The following is a 19,159-nucleotide window of genomic DNA, read 5'->3' as shown; positions in this document are numbered from 1 at the left end:
TCCGAACTGAAGGGAACGTACGGGTCTTATTCATCGGAATCCGATGGTTTAGCCCTCGTCCCTCCCGGGTATTGTTCGGCTCCTTCGTGGCTCATCACGCATCAACAGCGATTTAATCACTGGAATTCCAGTGACTAAGCCCCATTGAGCCGGTGCGCAGCCGCTTAATTCACCGGATCTCGGTGAGGGGGATGTGGGCTGAAAATTTAGCTCACACGCTCCGGCTAGTCAGCGCAGCCGCCGAAGCTCCCGCAGAGCTATCCTGCGGACATCCTTCTCGCGCTCGACCAGATGAGCCACTGCGTCTGGCACGGAGACACGGAGGAAGCCACAGCCCTCCAATTCCAGCCACCGCTTCACAATAAGGTTGCTCAGGGCATAGCTGTACCCCGCTAGCAGCGTGAAGGTGAGTTCCTTGTCCAGCAACAAGACAGGTCGCAGTTGTCCCTGGGCATCAGGCATGTGGGTCTCAACCCACTTCGGACCCGAGCTCAAATCTGAGCCGGGGTGTCCCTCAGCCTCAGCCAACTGGCCCAGCATCCTGCGGATATCGCGGAGGACGTTTTTGTGTTGTCGCCCGGTAACCTCAGCAATCTCCTGGGACGACATCGCAGGCATTCCGCTGATGGTGGTCAGTGTGGCGCCTGCGGCGATGTGTTCGATGTTCATGGTGTAGCGATTCCTTATTGGGAAACCTTCTAGCCGACCTCCACAGCCCAGCACCAAGTCCCCGCTACGGGGCCTGGGCGTGGTTCCAGAAGGTTTGCCAATGAGGCTTGGGATTTTGAGTGATGACCATCAACGCTGGCGGTCGAGCCGGGCGTAGTCAGGTGAGTTATGAGGTGCGCCAAGGGATTCTTGGGCGAAGGCTCAAGGGTCCCGCTTCCAGGGCTCGCTGGGGGCTACGGGGGGTATCACGGGCGAGTCACTTTCGAGGTGGGCTCTCAAATTTTTTCGGAAAACTATTTTGGAGCGGGGCCGCTAAAGGTCGGAAAAGCCGACCATTTGTATACGGAAATCATGGCCCAAATATGGACCATCCACGGGCCCAGGCGATTGCGGCCTCAGCAGGGTCCATGAAGTTGGGCAGCGCGGGCTTCTGGATGGCCGCTTCAAGCTCCACCATGCGGTCATAGACCCGCGCCTGGAGTTCGTAGCTGTAGCTCATCGCAACCAGGCAGGCTTCGCGCTTGGGCAGCCGGTAGATGGGCGATTGGCGTACTGCGCCCTTCGGCCCCGGCACTGGAACGTGAGCCAAAAATTCGGCTGACGTTCCTTCACCCAGTACCTTGGGGATTTTGGCTAGTAGGTGTTTATGCGCGAGCGCAGCCTTACCCGGCTCACGGGTGGCATTAATCATCTCCACCAGTTCCAGGCTGGTCATCGTTACGGTGTCTTCGGTGATGGTGGTGGCTACTGCGTTCATGCTACGTGTCCTTTTGATTTCGTTGAGTGGCCGCACTGGCGGCTCAGTAATCCGAATGTGGCCCACCGGGATTGCCGGAGCCCGAGTCCAAAGACTTGCTGTAACCACGCTGGGCAGTGATACCCGGAATCACGGGGATCACTTCGTGAAGGGCCTTGAGATAGTCCTTCGACCTACTGAACAACCACTCGCCTCTAAACGGTGCCTGTAGTGCCGACCAGGGGAGCAACCCACTTCCCGCTGAATCGTAGTCAGATACTTTCCGAGATAATCCAGGTTAAGGATTCGTTCTCAGGAAGCGAGCCCCAGGAGTTGCCCAACTGATTCCAGATAAGACTGCGAGGCGGCCGCTACGGCAGACTGCGCGGGCTTCGTGATAACCAGCTCAGCGTTGCCCCGGAGGATGTCGTCAATCGCCATGTCGAAAACCACGGCAAAGCGGGCATCCAGCCAGCGGGCGAACACACAACCAGCTTAGGTTGGCCCCAGGTGCCGCTATTACGGCCACGGGAAGTTTCAACTAAAACCCTGGAATCCATAGTTTTAGTGATGGCGATTCCCCTCACTAAATCGTCGAGGGCAGGGATACCTGGAATGCCAGGGATCACTTATGAGGGATCAGTCGGGGAAGGTACCACTCCCTCAGCAATTCCTGCGGATGTAGTCCGCACCACGGAAGGCATGCCCCGGATGTACGTGGATGAGCTGACCTTTTGCACCTTTCTTGGGTCTCTTAATGGGCCCTTTCATCAGGCGCTAATTGCGCCAGAACAGTGAAGCCGCCAGGCGCGGATGTGGCGCTGCTATAGCTCAACATCCAGCCGAATACTCACGCCCAAGTGCTCCGCCAGCCCATCCATGGCACTCAACACGAACTCTCCAACTTGCGACTCATACGGTGCCTCCAGCCCCTCATCATCACTGACAACGTGTGCATTCCACTCCAGCAAGGTTTGTGAACCCTGTTCCGCCCAGCTGACCCTGAGCGAGGCACTGAAGCTGGATACCAGCATGTTTGGACCTGTGAGACCGTAGGACAGGGTCATTTCGTTATTGTCGATTGAATGGAGTCGTTCACGGAGGACCTCACCGTTGACGAGGTACAGCGTCCTGACTGATCCCCCATCACCCGTGTCCTCACCTCCCGCGATAACGCATAAGCGGACTTCCGGGTGCCACGTACTGATTGCGCCGAACTGCCGTAGAAGATGCCATACCGTAAGCGGCTCGGTGCTCAGGATGGCGGAGTGATTGATTGAGGCCAAAGGTTCCGTCCTTCTCTCAGGGGACTAGTAGGGCTGTGTTCTCTCGGCAGCGCCGAGATAGGGCCTGATGGCTGGGAGCGGGAGTGAGGTCTGGATGCATGCGTCCATCCTGAGCCTCCACGAACAGGATGAAGCAGGAGCACATGATGACCTGTTCTAAGCAGCGGCATTGAGTAAGCCCCATAGGCGGACTCATGTGCCCTCAAGGCAGGCTAGGAGAGTCGCTACCGTCCACGGTTTGGCAAGGTAGGTCCAATGTTTGGGTATCGCGTACTCGGACATGTCATAGCCAGAGGTCAGCACACAGCGGACCAGCGGCCATCTTGCCTGCACGATCATGAGGAAATCGAAGCCTTGTAGACAACCTGGGACGCCGTGGTCAGATATGACAACACCACATGGCGGGTCAGTAGCCAAGTAGGTTAGAGCTTCATCGCAAGTAGCGAAAGCACGACACGCGCCACCGAAGTCACCCACAATTTCAGCTATGAGTTCTCGCAGAGTGGAATCATCTTCAACTACCACCACCTCTCCAAACATCTGGAGCGGCACACGGTCAGCAATTTCCATGGGCTGCCCCTCAGAAGTGAAGGGCGAGTGTTTCACTGTTGACTGTTGAGGTCCACATAAATGCCGGGCCCCGTTCCAAGCACCGGTATCGGGCTATGCGCCTAGAAGCTATGCCTGAGGGGTGATGGATGATGGCCATCACCATAGAGACACCTTAGAGATGCCCCTAAGGGCTGTATCCATGATCGACCAGCAGGAGCCCCAGTATGCCCCCCTACCCCCCATCATCGGTGGTGTAGAGTGGCCTGCGGTCCTGGTGGTCATCACACGGATACAAGTCCATGATCAGACGCAGCGAGGATGCCCACAGTCCGGCACAAGTCCGGCATCACGAGTGAACGTGACGAAGCCCCGGATCACGGCTGGGTGATCCTATTGTGGTCCCACGGGCGATCCTCGGTGAACATACCAGTAGGCTTTAAATGAAACTAGCCTACCTCACCCAACTCCTCGATCGCTGTCCATTCTATGCAATTGTCGGGGCGAGCATTTGCTGTATCCAAGAGATAATCGAGTAGGCCCTTTACTTTTAGCGCAGACTCTTGATCACTCTGAATTCGCAAGAACGCCCTGTAAGGCTTCTCATCCTTTTCCTCCTTACCAAATAGTGCTGTTTCGAAGCAAGTTTTGCAGGCCACCAAACGCACTCTTCCTTGAGCGTTATCGAGCCCAAGAACGGATGCGATAGTTTTATTCATCCCCCAAGCTGGATTACCTTTCCCCTTAGCCGTAAGCGGAGCATCGGTATCATGGAGGATCGTAAATTGCTTCGAGAACTGTAGCAAAACTTTAGCCACACTCGGAATAATCCCCTTACCACGTGCGCGTATAATTTGCACATCCTTGTACTCATCGATGAACATATCTCGAATTATTGAGAATGCCGTGTATTCAGTATCCCCTTCAACGATAATTTGGCGCCCCCCAAAAAAGAACTCGTTAACATAAGGATCACAGACATTCAGCATCTTGAGATTTTTTCGATCATCTGGGTCAAGCTTGGCCCGTGACGGTCGGTAAAGGGTTGTACTTTCGACATCCTGCCCCTCACCACGATAGACACGTACGATAGTGGTGTTATCTTTTGACAAATCGATAAAAATAGGGGAGTGAGACGTTATCATAACTTGCCAATTACCTGACTGCGGAAGGTCATACAGCACAGCCCGCGCCTCCCGAATAGCCGATGGATGCAGGCAGATTTCTGGCTCGTCCAGCAACAACACATGCGGCCTTGCGCCGTCGCTATCCTTGCATTCAGACAGATACTTCAAGGCAGCCCACAAAAGAGTTCTCCGGGCGCCACTGCCCTGATGAGCGATACCGGAAAGATAGCCATCCTTAGGCCCCATCAACAAATCAGCCGTTGTCTTGAACGGGGTATATGCCTTGTCAATATCTAACTCCGGCTTCGCATCAAATTTCACATGATGATTAGGAAAAAGGCGATCTAGGTATTTGGTAATTTCAGCCTCAATCGAAGCCACTTCCTCAATGGTCGCCGCAACCGCCTTCGTCTGAAGTTCGCGAATCTTGTCAATAACAATCTCGTAATCCGAAAACTCTTGCTCAGGATCCGTTTTGATTTCCTGAAGCCTTTCTTTCAGCAATGAGGTAATAAGCGCAACGATTTCACCCGCCTGCTTATCTGGGGATGCAAAAGCATCAATCCTATGAGGCCTAGGTCGTTTGGCATTGGCGATATTTGGCGCCCCCCAAGGAACTTGGGAATCCCACCCCCCCTTTTGAATATCAAAGCCCTGGCGGACAGGATCTTTAGTGGGACTGTCCCATATTCAGCGCTCACGAATTAAGTACTCACCGTTTGCCATAGGATGGAGCCAACGCTCTCCCGGTGCATTATTGAACACTACAGTTTGCAACTCGATGGTTGGCTGTTTCTCTCTATCGACTACACCGTTGGGAAAATCATGAATTGACAACTGCCCATCTTTCGAGCCGTGCGACATGACGATCTCATATGCGCGGAGAATGCTGCTTTTTCCGGCGTTATTGGCTCCCACCAGCACGACAATGTCGTCTAGCTCGATTTCCACAGGAGTATTTCCGATGGAACGGAAATTTTGAATGATTAGCTTGTGAAGCCTTGGACGAGGTGCGCCATCCGCAGTGAGGGCGACAATTTCGAGAACAGGTTGTTTTTTGGCCATGATGCATCCTTGATCGTATGGGAGTAGTGCTACCCATGACCGCATACCTATGGGCATTATGAGCATCACCCGCCCTATAAAAGATGTCAATGAGACATCACTAGTGCAGATCACCCTGCCAACCCCTCATTCGAACATCCTCAAAACCTGCCGCTTGTAGACCTCCACTCCACACACGTCAGCTACAGCTTTGAACCTGAGCCGAAAAAAACAATAGGCTCACCATTTCCACGACAGGCGCCAAGACCTCAGGACGAAAGTCCTTCCCATACCGGCTAAACGTAATGCCTTCAGCCTGATGCCCCAGTATTCCACCCACCAGCGACTCCGCAACGCCCTTTTGCTTCAAGTGATCCGCGAAAGTATGACGAAAGCTGTGGAAATCCTTCTGCACGCCCTCCCCCTTGAACCCTAGCCGTTCCCGTAGCCGCGCAAACCACTTAGACGCCACGGCACTGTACCCATGCTTTTTATGCAGACTTAGCTCCGGAAACAATCGGGCACCTCCAAGCGCACGCTGCTGACTGACATACTCATTAAACCCGAGCGCCGTCAGCTGAGAGTGGATAGGCACCAATCGCTCAGACGAAATAGTCTTCAGCTTTTGATCCTCCCGCGTGGCACGAATGTGGATGCAGTCGATTCCGTTCACAACCACGATGTCGTCCAGGTACAACTGGCAAAGCTCATTGAGCCTAGCACCGGTATATAGCCCCATTAGCGGCAACCAGTATTGATGCGGACGAGGAGAATTCTTAAGTGCGTAACTGTCCGAAGTGAATAGCCTAGCGAGGTCACCAGAAGTAAAAATACTCCGCTCCTCGCTCACTTTTCTGCGCTGCTTCACACGCATCCCATCGAACGGATTGCGGGCGCAGTAGCCCTCTCGCACCGCATAGCTGAAGAACGTGGTGAGGTTCTTCACGTAGTTGTTAAAGGTTGTCACGCTGATAGTCGTCTTGGCCTTCGCAATGATTTCCTCCAGAGGCATCTCGGGTAGTTGATAGAGACGCGGAGGCAGCTTGAGGGAGGTCTCTCTGAACTGGTGAGCGTCCTTCCGCGTCACTGCATTGATCGCCTTGTCGCCCACAACTCGGGTCAGCAACAATGCGACAGCCCGCTTATCGTCCAGCGCCTTCTTGGAAACGCCTTCACGTTGCTGCGCAGCAATATGCTCATCTACCACCTCCATGAAGCTCTTGGAGGACTCGCTTTCCGCAACCGCAGAGCTGGGCTCTTGGGGCATCAACGGGGCGCACACTGGGACCACAGGAAGGTGGTCACCTGGGGGCACCGAGACAATGACCTCAGGCTCACTTCGCAACCAGGACGCCCAACTAGCCAACCGCCTTCCGCCAGCCTCCCAGGAACCACCGAGACACTCAACGGAGGGACGGGTGCCTCTAAACGCCTGGGTGAAGAGTCGCTGGGTTTGAGCCAGCAGTTCACGCCCACGGATCAACGCTTCGCGCTTGCAGCGGGTCTGCAACGATCTTCGGATTTCACGCTTAGGAAAGAAAGGACGAATGACATCGGGCACGACGATTCGGAAGTAGAAAACCGAGTGTCGAGACAACCAAAGGTAGGACGGGATATGAGACACGATGGATCACTCTTTGGATCACCACGCGGTGAAAGAGCGAAAAGTCGTTTAAAATCAGGAGCTTAAGACGAATGGAGGCAACCCCACCAGCCACACCCCGGCACACAATGTTCCCGCTGTGGCTGCTCCCTTCCGGGCCTGACCAGGTTAACGGGTAATCGTTGCGGGGGGACCGATGGGGTCACCATAACAACACTCGCCTAACAGCGAGCGGGGCCATTGTACCGGTCTTGAGCGAAGATACAACCATTGATTGCAGGAAAAAATTCTTAAGCGGTTCAAGCACTTGTCGGCGGGGTGGATTGCGGGGATGGCAACGAGGGCTTATAGTCCGCGCTTCGCTGCAAAATCAGCGGAGCGGGTGTGGAAGCCCGGGCATAGCGTACAGCCTTCGAATGGCTATCCCATCCTGTGGGATGGACGCGTTCGCCTATGGCGGCTGTATGCAGGACACCTTCGGGTGTGCCGGCCTATGCCCGGTCTTCCACACCTGTGTACAGCTGCCACCCTTCATGTGGAAGTGAATGCTGGCGGCTCCTGACAACTGCATGGGAGTTTCAATCATGGATTCACGTTTTACTGCTTTACCCTCTTCTACCGCACCACGACCCGTTGTGCATCTCGATACCGATGCTGCGCTTGGCGATATCTTCAGCTTTGCCGACCAACGCCTCAACCTCGCCCGCCACGTATTGGCCAGCCTGGAAGGCGCCGACGAATGCGATTACCGCCTCCTCGCCCGCGCCGCCCAGGTATTGCTGGAGGATGGCTGCGCCGTGATGGGCGCGATCGAGCGGCGCGTGGTGGATGGGGATGGGCCGCAACGGCGCTTGCCCTGCCGGCCAGACTTGACGGTGGTGTAAGGACGTAGCCGCTGCCGGAGGCTGCGCTGGGCCTGCGCTTCGCTGGAGATTGTCAGTGTATCTGAGGGCCAGCGCAGCCTGGCGGCAGCGGCTACAGATAAAGTGGCGTCACACCTGTAACACTTCATCCGCCCTGCCGCCCGCCTCCTGGATCACCAGATGAATAAAGTGCAGCTTGGCAATCACCGCCTGCGGCAGCACAAACGGGTAGAAATCCGGCTGCCCCATGCTGTGCGACAGCTCATTGAGCATGCCCGCCAATTCGATCCAGTTGTTGACGAACGCCAGAAACGCCGGCCCGCTGGCGTGCTGCGGATCGTAGAGGGTGTCCAGCGGAAACGGCTGGTAGTCCAGGTCCATGTCGCGGGCGCTCATGCCGAACCCCAGTGCGGTGTCGACGGCGTCCATCATGTGCAGGTAGTGGGCCCAGGTTTCGGCCCAGTCCTCCCAAGGGTGCATGGTGGCGTAGGCACTGACGTAGCTCTGTTGCCAGTCCAGCGGCGCACCCTGGTCATAGTGGCGTTGCAGGGCATCGGCGTAGCTCTGGGTTTCGTCGCCGAACAGGTGGCGGAATTCACCCAGCCAGTGGCTGTCGGCAACCAGGCGGTCCCAGTAGTAGTGGCCCACTTCGTGGCGGAAGTGGCCGAGCAAGGTGCGGTAGGGTTCGCGCATCATCACCCGCACTTTTTCCCGGTGGGCGTCGTCGGCCTCCTTGATGTCCAGGGTGATCAGGCCATTGGCGTGGCCGGTCATGGGGGCGTTGCCTTCAAGGTCAATGCCGATGAAGTCGAAGGCCAGGCCGGTGTCTTCATCCTGCACCTTGGGCACCACGGGCAGGCCCAGGTTGATCAGTTGCGAGACCATGCGCCGCTTGGCGGTTTCCACTTTGCGCCAGCGCTCGGGGTTCTCCGGCACGGACAGGTCGGGGATGGTGCGGTTCAGCGCACAGGACACGCAGAAGGTCTCGGGGCTGTCGGCCGGCAGCAACCAGTTGCACGCAGCCGGGGTGTCAAGGTTGGCGCAGCGGCGGAACAGGCCGGCTTCGAGGTCGGCGTCCAATTGCCAGCTGCCTTCCTGGGGGCCTGCCTGCAGCGACGACAGCAGGTTCAGGTCAGGCCAGAACCCCAGCGCTGCCGTGCAGGCCAGGCACTGGCTGTTGCGAAAGAACACCGATTGCCCGCACTGGCATTGCCATACCTTGCTGTGACGGTTTTCCTGCGCCTTGAAGGGCGCGGCAATGCGGGTGCTCAACTGCTCGAAAAAGCGATACATGCACGTACTCCAAGGGTGACAGGGATAACTACTGCGGCGTGCTGCTGACCACGCGCAGCGCCAGGCCTTCGTAGGGGTCAAGGGTGATGGTGAAGTCGCCGCTCTCGGTCAGGTCGCCTTCCACGCGTTCGTTGATGATGTCCACCACCGGGCCCGGGGCAATGCCCGGCAGGTGCAGGGTTTCCACCAACGCATCGGCGCTGAAGTTCAGGGCAGTGATCTGCGTGCCCTTGCCGGCGGGCAGTTCATGCACCAGCACCAGCAGGCCGGGATGCTCCACATCGGGGATCAAAATCTGGCGGCTGGCGGCGATGTCGTAGGCGCGGCGCACGGCGAGGATTTTCTTCAGCTGGGTAGCGAAAGAATCCGGCTGCTGCAACTGACGGGTGAGGCTGCCATACAGGGTTTTCGGCCGTGGCATGCCGCCAGCGGACAGTTCGGCATCAGGGTCCAGATCGACCAGGTCGTAGGCGCCGCGGTGAATCCAGCGGGTATCGCCGTCCTGCATCAGGTGCGCTACCTGTTCGGCCGGCAGCGGCAAGGCGCCCACCAGGTCCCAGCCCGACAGGGCGAACACGCCGGGCTGCATGGCGTTGTACATCACCAGCAGCAGGTGGATGTGCTGAATCTTGCGCACGTCCTCGGTGGTGATGGCGTCCAGGTCGCGGATGCCCAGCGCGGCGGTGATGATGCTGGCCGTGGTGCAGGACACCCCGTTGGTGACGAACTTGAGGTTGTAAGGCGCGTGTTCACCGGCCAGGCGCTCGTACATCTCTTCACGGATGTGCTCGCGCAGGATGTTGCCGGGGAAGGTCTGGCCCTGGTAGAGGTAGGTGTCGTGGGCGTGCAGGGTCCAGAAGTGCACCAGCTCCAGGGTCAGCTCGTCGTGGTTCTGCAAGGCGTGGATCAGCGACGCCGGGTCGATGCCGAAGTGGTGCACTTGGCGCAGCATCAGCCGCAGGAATTCGGTGTTGCCGGTCAGCAGCGCGTGCTGGTAGGCCGGGCGGGTAATGAAGTCGTAGGACAGGTCGGCGCCGCCCTTGGACATGGCGGCGATGTCGTCGATGGTCAGGTTCAGCTCCTGGAAGCTGAAGCCGCCGGCCTTGCGGATGGTACCGGCCAGCAACTGGTTGCCGTTGACCGACAGCGGGTGGCTCTCCGACCAGGCGTTGCCTTCGGCGCGGCGCTCCACACCCAGGAAGCCGTTGGCGTCCAGGCGCAGAATGCGCGCGCCCATTACGTCTATAGAGTGCAGGGCATCGCCGATGATCATCTGCTGGGCGGCGAAGGTGGGGTCCAGCCAGTTCAGCGATGGCTGGCCTTCCTTGAAGTAGTGCAGGTACACCCAGCGCCGCGCCTTGCCGTCGACGCCGACGATCACCGGGGTGACGCTCCAGTCGGTTTCCTTGACGCCGGGCTCGAAGAAGATCACTCGCTGCAACTGGCCGACGATGTAGTGCTTGGCCTTGAGCAGGTCGACGGTTTCCGGCGGCAGGTTGCGAGCGTCGCGGCCCTCCTCCACCTCGGGCAGCAGCGGCCAGTCTTCTTCCTTGATTTCGACCATGTGGTACAGGCCGGGATAGTCGGCGTGGGCGCGCTCGGCCAGGCGGAAGTCGGCGCCCTTGCCGGTGTGCGAGGGGATGGCGTCGTCGATGACGATGGCGTTGTGGGCGGCGGCGATGCGGCTGAGGCCGAGCATTTCGGTTTCGGTGCCCAGGGCCGGGTCGATGTCGAAGCTCATGCGGTCGAAGTTGCCGTCGACGCTGGGGGTGCGGTCGCGGCCGCGCAGGCCACCGGAGAGTTTCAGCGGGCCGTTGTGGATGCCCTGGATGCCGATCTCGGACAGCGCGTGCCACAGGGTTTCATCGCCCAGGGCCTGCAGCACCGAGCCGCCGTCACGGGTGACGATGGAGGCTGGGTAGGCGGTGAACCACACCGAGGCAATGGCCGAGGCGTCGCGCGGGCGGGCTTCGGCGAAGGGGCGCTGCCACAGCCGGGCTTGGCCGGCGTAGGTGATGGCGCGTTGCTTGGCCGCGTGGAGCATGGACTGGTCCACGAGCCATTGAATGGTGTCCTTGTCCGGCTTTGACATGGGGGATCCCTGCTGGTTTTTGGCATTTCCTTATGAGTGCACTGCGCTGGGATCGTTGCATAAAAACTGTGTGGGGCGGGAGACCGAGGTGCGGCTATCGCGACCAAGGTCGGCTCCTACGCGGTCGTTGTAGGAGCCGACCTTGGTCGCGATAGCCACACCACCGTCAGACGGTCATGCCGTGCCCTTCCAGGAAGGCAACGAAGGCATCTTCGTCCAGCACCTTGATCCCCAGTTCGTTAGCCTTGGTCAGTTTGGACCCAGCCCCCGGCCCCGCCACCACGCAATGGGTCTTGGCCGACACCGAGCCCGCTACCTTCGCCCCCAGGCTTTCCAGTTTCTCCTTGCCCACGTCGCGGCTCATGCGCTCCAGGCTGCCGGTCAGCACCCAGGTCTGGCCAGTCAGCGGCAGACCTTCGATGACTTTTTTCTCGCTGCCCCAGTGCATGCCGAAGGCTTGCAGTTGCTGTTCGACGGCCAAGGCGCGCTGGGCGTTTTCCGGCACCAGGAAGTATTCGCGCACGGCGTCCGCCTGCTTGGCCGCCAGGGCCTGGCGCAGGTCGATGCCGTCGGCGGCGATGATCTTGTCCAGGCTGCCCAGCTTGCTCACCAGCTTCTCGGCGCCGGTAGGGCCTACCGAGCTGATGTCCAGCTTGGCGATCAGACCGGCCAGGGTGGTGCTGGCGGCGAACTCGGCGTGTACGTCGCCCTGGTCCTGAGGCTCCAGGCCACGCTCCAGCAACTGGCCTATGACGGTGCGGTTGTGCGGGTCTTCGAAGAAGCTGTGGATTTCGTAGGCCACTTCCAGACCGATATCCGGCAAGTAGGTGAGCACCTGGGGCAAGGCCACCATGATGCGCTCCAGCGACCCCAGCGAGCGGGCCAGTACCTTGGCGGTTTCCTCGCCCACGTCAGGGATGCCCAGGGCGAAGATGAAGCGCGCCAGGGTTGGGCGCTTGCTGGCAGCGATGGCTTCCAGCAGCTTGTTGCTGGACACCTCGGCGAAGCCTTCCAGGTCGACGATCTGCTCGAAGCCCAAGGTATAAAGGTCGGCTGGCGAGCCGACCAGGCCCTCGTCCACCAACTGCTCGACGCTTTTCTCACCCAGGCCTTCAATGTCCATGGCGCGACGCGAGACGAAGTGAATAATCGCCTGCTTGAGCTGCGCACCGCAGGCCAGGCGGCCGACGCAGCGGTACACGGCGCCTTCGCTGACGGTTTCCTTGCCCTTGCTGCGCTTGACCAGCTGCGTGCGCTCCACGTGGGAGCCGCACACCGGGCAGGTTTCCGGGATGTGCACCGGGCGGGCATCGGCCGGGCGGCGCTCGGTGACCACTTGCATCACTTGCGGAATGACGTCACCGGCGCGGCGGATGATCACCGTGTCGCCGATCATCAGGCCCAGGCGCGCCACTTCATCCATGTTGTGCAGGGTGGCGTTGGCCACCGTAACGCCGGCCACTTTCACCGGCTTCAGGCGCGCTACGGGAGTCACGGCGCCGGTACGGCCGACCTGGAATTCCACGTCCAGCAGCTCGGTCAGCTCTTCCATGGCCGGGAATTTGTGCGCAATGGCCCAGCGCGGCTCACGGGCGCGGAAGCCCAGTTCGCGCTGGCTGGCCAGGCTGTTGACCTTGAACACCACGCCGTCGATTTCATAGGCCAGGGCGTTGCGGCGCTCGCCGATGTCGCGGTAGTAGGCCAGGCATTCTTCAATGCCGTTGGCCAGCTTCAGCTCACGGCTGATGGGCATGCCCCAGGCCTTGAGTTTTTCCAGGTTGCCGATGTGGGTCTCGGCGATGTTTTCCGAGACCTGGCCCAGGCCGTAGCAGCAGAACTCCAGCGGCCGGCTGGCGGTGATTTTCGAATCCAGCTGGCGCAGGCTGCCGGCCGCGGCGTTGCGCGGGTTGGCGAAGGTCTTGCCGCCCGCCTCCATCTGCGCTTCGTTGAGGCGTTCGAAACCGGCCTTGGACATGAATACTTCGCCGCGCACTTCCAGGGTGGCCGGCCAGCCCTCGCCGTGCAGCTTGAGCGGCACGTTGCGGATGGTGCGCACATTGACGCTGATGTCTTCGCCGGTGGTGCCGTCGCCACGGGTGGCGCCGCGCACCAGCAGGCCGTCCTGGTACAGCAGGCTCACGGCCAGGCCGTCGAGCTTGGGCTCGCAGCTGTATTGCACCGCCGCGCCGCCGCCGAACAGGTCGCCCACCGGCAGGTCCAGACCTTCGGTTACCCGGCGGTCGAACTCGTGCATGTCGGTTTCTTCGAAGGCGTTGCCCAGGCTGAGCATGGGGATTTCGTGACGCACCTGGCTGAACGCGGTCAGGGCGGCGTTGCCGACGCGCTGGGTGGGCGAGTCGGCGGTCACCAGCTCCGGGTGCTCGGCTTCCAGCGCCTTGAGTTCGCGGAACAGGCGGTCGTATTCGGCGTCCGGGATGCTCGGCTCGTCGAGCACGTGGTAGCGGTAGTTGTGCTGGTCCAGTTCGGTGCGCAGCTCGAGGATCCGGGTGTTGGCGGCGGTCATGTGCTGTGTTCTCGTATAAAGCAAAAGAGCAGCCGGGGCTGCTCTTCAGGTGTTCGGCGATAGGGTTGTGGTGCCCTATCGCGACCAAGGTCGGCTCCTACAGGGGCAGGGCCACCGATCTCAACGCTTCTGCGTCAACGCCCGACGTTCAAATTCGACAATACGCTGGCGGTAGTGTTCGATGGTCTGGGCGGTCAGCACGCTGCGCTGGTCGTCTTTCAATTCGCCATCCAGTTCGTGCGCCAGCTTGCGGGCAGCGGCGACCATGACGTCGAAGGCCTGCTTGGGGTGGCGCGGGCCGGGCAGGCCCAGGAAGAAGCTGACGGCACGGGTGCTGAAGTGGTCGATGTCGTCCAGGTCGAAAATGCCGGGCTTGACGGCATTGGCCATGGAGAACAGTACTTCGCCGTTGCCGGCCATGCTTTCGTGACGGTGGAAGATGTCCATCTCACCAAAGCGCAGGCCGCTTTCCAGGATGTTCTGCAGCAGGGCCGGGCCCTTGAAGCCGCCCTCGGAGCGCGAGATCACGCTGATGACCAGCACTTCTTCGGCTTGCGGCACTTCGCGGTGCTCGGCCGGCGCGGTGCCGGCGGCGGTGAAGGCCGGGGCCTTGTCTTCCGGGAAATCATCGTCACGGGCGCTGAACAGACTTGGCTGCGCAGGCTCCAGGGCCAGGTCGCCCTGGGTGGATTCGGCGGCCACGCGCTCACGTTCACGCTCGCGTTCCTGCTTTTTGTTGCGCTTGCTTGCCACAGGCTCACGCGCAGGGGCGCTCATGGACGGCAGGTCGTGCTCGTCCAGCGATGGCTCCTTGTGCTCTTCTTCCAGCACCCGCGACGGGCCCAGCACTTCAGCGCTGTGCTCTTCGTCCGGCAGGTTGGAGAAGCTGCGGTCGAGCCTGAATTTCAACTTGCCCTTGCCGCCGCGCATGCGGCGCCAGCCGTCGAAGAGAATACCGGCGATGACAATTACGCCGATGACGATCAGCCACTCGCGCAGACCGATTTCCATTTAATCCTGTGCCTCTATAAAAAATGCTGAAAAATAAAGGGCTTGAACCCCCTTTAAGACGTGGCGCCAACTCTATGTTCTGACAGGCGTTTTCCCCACGCGTACGAAAATATGTCCAATAAACTAGCACGACCCAAGATAACTTTACACCGTCTGTCGCAGCAGATACGCCAATTAAGTGCAAGCGGTCCAAATTCGCTTGCGACTCAGGCGTCGACCATCGCCATCGCCTCCTCTACGTCCACCGCTACCAGCCGCGAGCAGCCTGGCTCGTGCATGGTCACGCCCATCAATTGATCGGCCATCTCCATGGCAATCTTGTTGTGGGTGATGTAGATGAATTGCACGGTTTGGGACATCTCCTTCACCAAACGTGCGTAGCGTCCTACGTTAGCGTCATCCAGCGGCGCGTCAACTTCGTCGAGCATGCAGAACGGCGCCGGGTTCAGTTGAAAGATGGAGAACACCAGGGCCAGGGCCGTCAGCGCTTTTTCTCCACCGGAGAGCAAATGAATGGTGCTGTTCTTCTTGCCCGGGGGGCGCGCCATGATTGTCACCCCTGTATCGAGTAAATCTTCGCCCGTCAGTTCCAAGTAAGCGCTGCCGCCACCGAAAACTTTTGGGAATAAGGCCTGCAAACCGCCGTTTATCTGATCAAAGGTATCCTTGAAACGGTTGCGGGTTTCCTTGTCGATCTTGCGGATGACGTTTTCCAGGGTGTCCAGGGCTTCGACCAGGTCATCGTTCTGGGCGTCCAGGTAGCGCTTGCGCTCGGACTGCTGCTGGTATTCATCGATGGCCGCCAGGTTGATGGCGCCCAGGCGCTGGATGCGACCGTTGATGCGTTCCAGCTCTTCCTCGGCCTCTTTTTCGTTGGCCAGGGCGTCGAGGGTGGCGATCACGCCTTGCAGGTCGTAGCCATCCTCGTGCAATTGTTCTTGCAGGGCGGTGCGCTTGACGCTCAGGCCCTGCCATTCCATGCGGTGCTGTTCCAGCTGGCCGCGGATCATCTGCGACTGCTGCTCGGCCTGGGTGCGGCGCTTCTCGGCGTCGCGCAGTTCGCTGTCGGCGTCCTCCAGGGCCATTTTCGCCTGGCGCATTTCTTCGTCGACGGCCATGCGCCGCTCCAGAAGTTCTTCAAGCTTTAGGCGCAGCTCTTCCAGCGGTGCCTCGCCCTCCTCCAGGTTCAGCGACAGCTGTTCGCGCTTCTCGGTCAGGCGCTCGGCCTGCATTTCCAGGCGCTCCAGCGCCTGGCGGGTGGAATCGTGCTGGGCGCGCAGCGAGCCCAGGCGCACGGCCAGCTGGTGGGCGTGGTCCTTGTGCTGGCGGGCGTCGTGGCGCACCTGGTCGAGGCGTTCGCGCAGGCTGTCGCGCTGGGCCATCAGCAGTTCGCGCTGTTCGGTGTCCTGGGCCATGGCGTCGAGGGCGTCCTGCAGGTGCAGGCGCGACTCGCCCAGCTCCTCGCTTTCCAGGGCGCGCTGCTCGGCCAGTTCGGCCAGCTCTTCGTCCAAGCGGCGACGGCGCAGGGCCAGTTGCTCGGCCTTGGCGCGGCCGGCGGACAGGCGCGCCTTGAGCTCGCCCTGCTGGCGCGCTTCTTCGGCCAGTTGGCGGCGCACCTGCTCGCGGGATTCTTCCTGTTGCACCTGTTGTTCGCGCAGGTGCTCCAGGCGTTCGTCCAGGGCCGCCAGGGCCGCTTCGCGCTCGTCGCGCTCAAGGCCCAGGTTTTCCAGTTCCTGACCGCGGGCCAACACGCTGCCCTGGGCATCGCTGGCACGGCTGACGCGCAAAAAGTGCCGGCCTACCCAGTAGCCGTCGCGGCTGATCAGGCTTTGGCCCGGCTGCAATTGCGCGCGGCCGGCCAGGGCCTGGTCCAGGGTTTCCACCGGGCGCACCTGGCCCAGCCAGGGGCTGAGGTCGACGCGGCTGTCGACCTTGTCCAGCAGGCTGCCGGCCAGGCTGGGCGCAGCCCCGGCACTGCTGAGCAGGCGCAGCTCGCCCTGCTCGAAGGCGTCCAGGGCCAGGCCATTGAAGTCGTCCACCAGCACCGCTTGCAGGTCGGCGCCCAGCACGGTTTCCACCGCCTGCTCCCACCCGGCTTCCACGCGCATGCCTTCGGCCAGGCGCGGGCGCTGGTCCAGGTGCTGGTCGCGCAGCCACTCGGCGGTACCGGTGCCCGGGTCCAGGGCGGCTTGCTGCAGAGCCTCCAGGGACGCCAGGCGACCGTTGAGTCGTTGCAGTTCGCCCTGGGCCTGCTGCTGTTCGCGGGTGGCCTGTTGCAGCTGCTCGCGCACCTGCTCCAGGCGCTCTACCTGCTGGGCCTCACCGGCCTGCAGCTCTTCGATCAGCATGTCGCTGGCGGCCAGTTGCTCGCCCAGCTCCAGGATGGCCGCGTCCTCGGGGTCGGCGGCCAGTTGCATGCGTTCTTCGCTGAGGCGGCGCTGGCGCTCGCCCAGGCGCTCCATGGACTGGTCCAGTTGCTGGATGCGCGACTGCTGCACCTCGGCCTGGCGACGCGGCTCGGCGGAGCGGGTGTTGAAGGCGTCCCACTGCTCCTGCCAGCCGTGCATGGTGGCTTCGGATTCTTCCAGGGCGGCGGCGGCCTCTTCGGCGGCGGCGCTGGTCATTTCCTGTTCGGGGGCCAGCATTTCCAGCTCTTCGCCCAGGGTGGCCAGCAAAGTGCGGTCGTGGCCCAGGTGCGATTCGGTTTCCTGGCGCGAGCGTTCGGCTTCGCGCAGATCGTCCTGCAACTGGCGCAGGCGCTGCTGGCCGTGCTGGATGTTCTGCTCGACGCGGGCGATGTCGCCGCCCACGGAATAGAAGCGGCCCTGCACCAGGTTGAAGCGTTCGGACAGGTCGTGGTGGCCGTCGCGCAAGCGCTCGATGGCCGCGTCGGCGTTGCGCTGCTCGGCCACCAGGGCTTCGAAGCTGACTTCCTGGGTGCCGATGACTGCTTCGCGCTGGGCCACCTGCTCGTTCAGGGCCTGCCAGCGCAAGGCCGACAGTTGCGCCTTGAGCTGGCGCTCCTCGGCTTTGTATTCCTGATACTTCTCGGCGGCCTGGGCCTGGCGGTGCAGGCGTTCGAGCTGGCGTTCCAGCTCTTCGCGCAGGTCGGTCAGGCGCTCCAGGTTTTCGTGGGTGCGGCGAATGCGGTTCTCGGTTTCGCGGCGGCGCTCCTTGTACTTGGAGATGCCGGCGGCTTCCTCGATGAAGTTGCGCAGATCTTCAGGCTTGGCTTCGATCAGCTTGCTGATCATGCCCTGCTCGATGATGGAATAGCTGCGCGGCCCCAGGCCGGTGCCCAGGAAGATGTCGGTGATGTCCTTGCGGCGGCACTTGGTGCCGTTGAGGAAATAGGTGTTCTGGCTGTCGCGGGTCACTTTGCGGCGGATGGAAATTTCCGCGTAGGCGGCGTATTCGCCCACCAGGGTGCTGTCGCTGTTGTCGAACACCAGCTCAATGCTGGCCTGGCTCACCGGCTTGCGGCTGGTGGAGCCGTTGAAGATGACGTCGGTCATCGACTCGCCGCGCAGGTTTTTGGCCGAGCTTTCGCCCATCACCCAACGCACGGCGTCGATGATGTTGGACTTGCCGCAGCCGTTGGGGCCGACCACGGCCGCCATGTTGCTGGGGAAGTTCACGGTGGTGGGGTCGACGAACGACTTGAACCCCGCCAGCTTGATGCACTTGAGACGCATGGTCAGCCTGCCGCCAACGCGGCCAGCACCAACTGGCAACTGCGCTGGGTGTAGTCACTCAGCACCGTGCGGATGCGCGGCAGGTCACGGGCCACTACGGCCTGCAACAGGCTGTCGAACAGCGCCAGGTATTCGTTCATGGTGGCCTTGCGCTGGTCCAGCGCCAGGTAATAGGTGCGGCTCATGGCCGGCTGCAGGTTCTCGACGGTTTCCTGAAGGTACGGGTTGTCGGCGAACGGGAACGCGGCGCGCATCACATTGAAGCTTTCTTCAACGAACACCTTGATGTCCTGGCGCCCCATGCTTTCGCCCAGGCGCTGCTGGATGGCCAGGAACGGCGCCAGGTCCGCCTGGGTCTGCCAGCGCACGGCCACGGCGTTGCCGAGCAGGATATACATCTCGCTCATCAGCGCGCACAGGCTCTGCACCTTATGGGCGCTGAGTTCGGTCACGTGTGCACCACGACGCGGCAGGATCGCGATCAGGTGGCGCCGTTCCAGGATCAGCAGCGCTTCGCGCACCGACCCACGGCTGACATTGAGGGCCGCAGTGACCTTCTGTTCCTGGATGCGCTCACCGGGGGCCAATTCACCCTGAATGATGCGTTCGGCCAGGTAATCGGCGATTTGCTCGGAGAGGCTGTCCGGCGCCTTGAACGTCATGGTTG

General features: G+C 60.7%; 14 protein-coding genes, 1 other RNA gene and 1 pseudogene. 1 reads left to right on the top strand and 15 read right to left on the bottom strand.

All coding sequences use genetic code 11. The features are described 5' to 3' along the window. Positions 1–228: 228 nt before the first annotated feature. The 9 genes and pseudogenes from ACZ9GA_RS05105 to ffs all read right to left on the bottom strand — a co-directional run bounded on the left by ACZ9GA_RS05105 (position 229) and on the right by ffs (position 7,213). A complete protein-coding gene (locus ACZ9GA_RS05105) occupies positions 229–669 on the bottom strand; it encodes a Rha family transcriptional regulator (protein WP_457356776.1) in 441 nt (146 codons plus the stop codon). A 349-nt stretch (positions 670–1,018) separates the two neighbouring features. After that, positions 1,019–1,426: a Rha family transcriptional regulator gene (locus ACZ9GA_RS05100; protein ID WP_457356777.1), complete on the bottom strand. Its 408-nt coding sequence runs from the start codon at positions 1,424–1,426 to the stop codon at positions 1,019–1,021. Between the two features lie 803 nt (positions 1,427–2,229). Beyond that, positions 2,230–2,691 carry an SRPBCC family protein gene (locus ACZ9GA_RS05095; protein WP_457356778.1) on the bottom strand — a complete coding sequence of 154 codons (462 nt, stop codon included), beginning with the start codon at positions 2,689–2,691 and terminating at the stop codon, positions 2,230–2,232. 192 nt (positions 2,692–2,883) lie between these two features. After that, positions 2,884–3,261: a response regulator gene (locus ACZ9GA_RS05090; RefSeq protein ID WP_457356779.1), complete on the bottom strand. Its 378-nt coding sequence runs from the start codon at positions 3,259–3,261 to the stop codon at positions 2,884–2,886. A 428-nt stretch (positions 3,262–3,689) separates the two neighbouring features. Next, the gene (locus tag ACZ9GA_RS05085) at positions 3,690–4,871 is read right to left on the bottom strand and encodes an ATP-dependent nuclease (protein WP_457356780.1); all 1,182 of its coding nucleotides are present in this window, start codon (positions 4,869–4,871) and stop codon (positions 3,690–3,692) included. Positions 4,872–5,057: 186 nt separating this feature from the next. Further along, complete coding sequence (locus tag ACZ9GA_RS05080; protein WP_457356781.1) at positions 5,058–5,432, bottom strand: AAA family ATPase; 375 nt, start codon at positions 5,430–5,432, stop codon at positions 5,058–5,060. A 178-nt stretch (positions 5,433–5,610) separates the two neighbouring features. Then, positions 5,611–6,624 carry a site-specific integrase gene (locus tag ACZ9GA_RS05075; protein WP_457363574.1) on the bottom strand — a complete coding sequence of 338 codons (1,014 nt, stop codon included), beginning with the start codon at positions 6,622–6,624 and terminating at the stop codon, positions 5,611–5,613. A gap of 276 nt (positions 6,625–6,900) precedes the next feature. After that, positions 6,901–6,972, bottom strand: a pseudogene (locus tag ACZ9GA_RS05070) (hypothetical protein); the annotation flags it as partial. 144 nt (positions 6,973–7,116) lie between these two features. After that, an RNA gene (ffs, locus tag ACZ9GA_RS05065) (signal recognition particle sRNA small type) lies at positions 7,117–7,213 on the bottom strand. 436 nt (positions 7,214–7,649) lie between these two features. Between ffs and ACZ9GA_RS05060 the strand changes: the two genes are divergently transcribed. Continuing rightward, on the top strand, positions 7,650–7,898 hold the full coding sequence (locus ACZ9GA_RS05060) for a hypothetical protein (protein ID WP_457356782.1): 249 nt from the start codon (positions 7,650–7,652) through the stop codon (positions 7,896–7,898). Between the two features lie 108 nt (positions 7,899–8,006). Here the strand turns inward: ACZ9GA_RS05060 and ACZ9GA_RS05055 are convergent, their stop codons facing one another. From ACZ9GA_RS05055 to ACZ9GA_RS05030, 6 genes are all read right to left on the bottom strand, one after another. Then, positions 8,007–9,170 carry a zinc-binding metallopeptidase family protein gene (locus ACZ9GA_RS05055; RefSeq protein WP_457356783.1) on the bottom strand — a complete coding sequence of 388 codons (1,164 nt, stop codon included), beginning with the start codon at positions 9,168–9,170 and terminating at the stop codon, positions 8,007–8,009. Positions 9,171–9,198: 28 nt separating this feature from the next. Next, a complete protein-coding gene (gene treS / locus ACZ9GA_RS05050; protein ID WP_457356784.1) occupies positions 9,199–11,262 on the bottom strand; it encodes a maltose alpha-D-glucosyltransferase in 2,064 nt (687 codons plus the stop codon). Positions 11,263–11,428: 166 nt separating this feature from the next. Further along, entirely contained in the window at positions 11,429–13,786 is a 2,358-nt protein-coding gene (gene ligA, locus ACZ9GA_RS05045; RefSeq protein WP_457356785.1) for an NAD-dependent DNA ligase LigA, read from the bottom strand. A 120-nt stretch (positions 13,787–13,906) separates the two neighbouring features. Next, entirely contained in the window at positions 13,907–14,797 is an 891-nt protein-coding gene (zipA, locus tag ACZ9GA_RS05040; protein WP_457356786.1) for a cell division protein ZipA, read from the bottom strand. Positions 14,798–15,003: 206 nt separating this feature from the next. Beyond that, positions 15,004–18,492 carry a chromosome segregation protein SMC gene (smc, locus tag ACZ9GA_RS05035; RefSeq protein WP_457356787.1) on the bottom strand — a complete coding sequence of 1,163 codons (3,489 nt, stop codon included), beginning with the start codon at positions 18,490–18,492 and terminating at the stop codon, positions 15,004–15,006. Between the two features lie 2 nt (positions 18,493–18,494). After that, positions 18,495–19,154, bottom strand: coding sequence for a GntR family transcriptional regulator (locus tag ACZ9GA_RS05030; protein ID WP_457356788.1), 660 nt, complete (start codon positions 19,152–19,154; stop codon positions 18,495–18,497). Positions 19,155–19,159: the final 5 nt, after the last annotated feature.

Source organism: Pseudomonas sp. TE3644 (assembly GCF_056278815.1).
The sequence above is the reverse complement of the archived record's forward strand: the minus strand, read 5'-3'. Positions and strand labels throughout refer to the sequence as shown.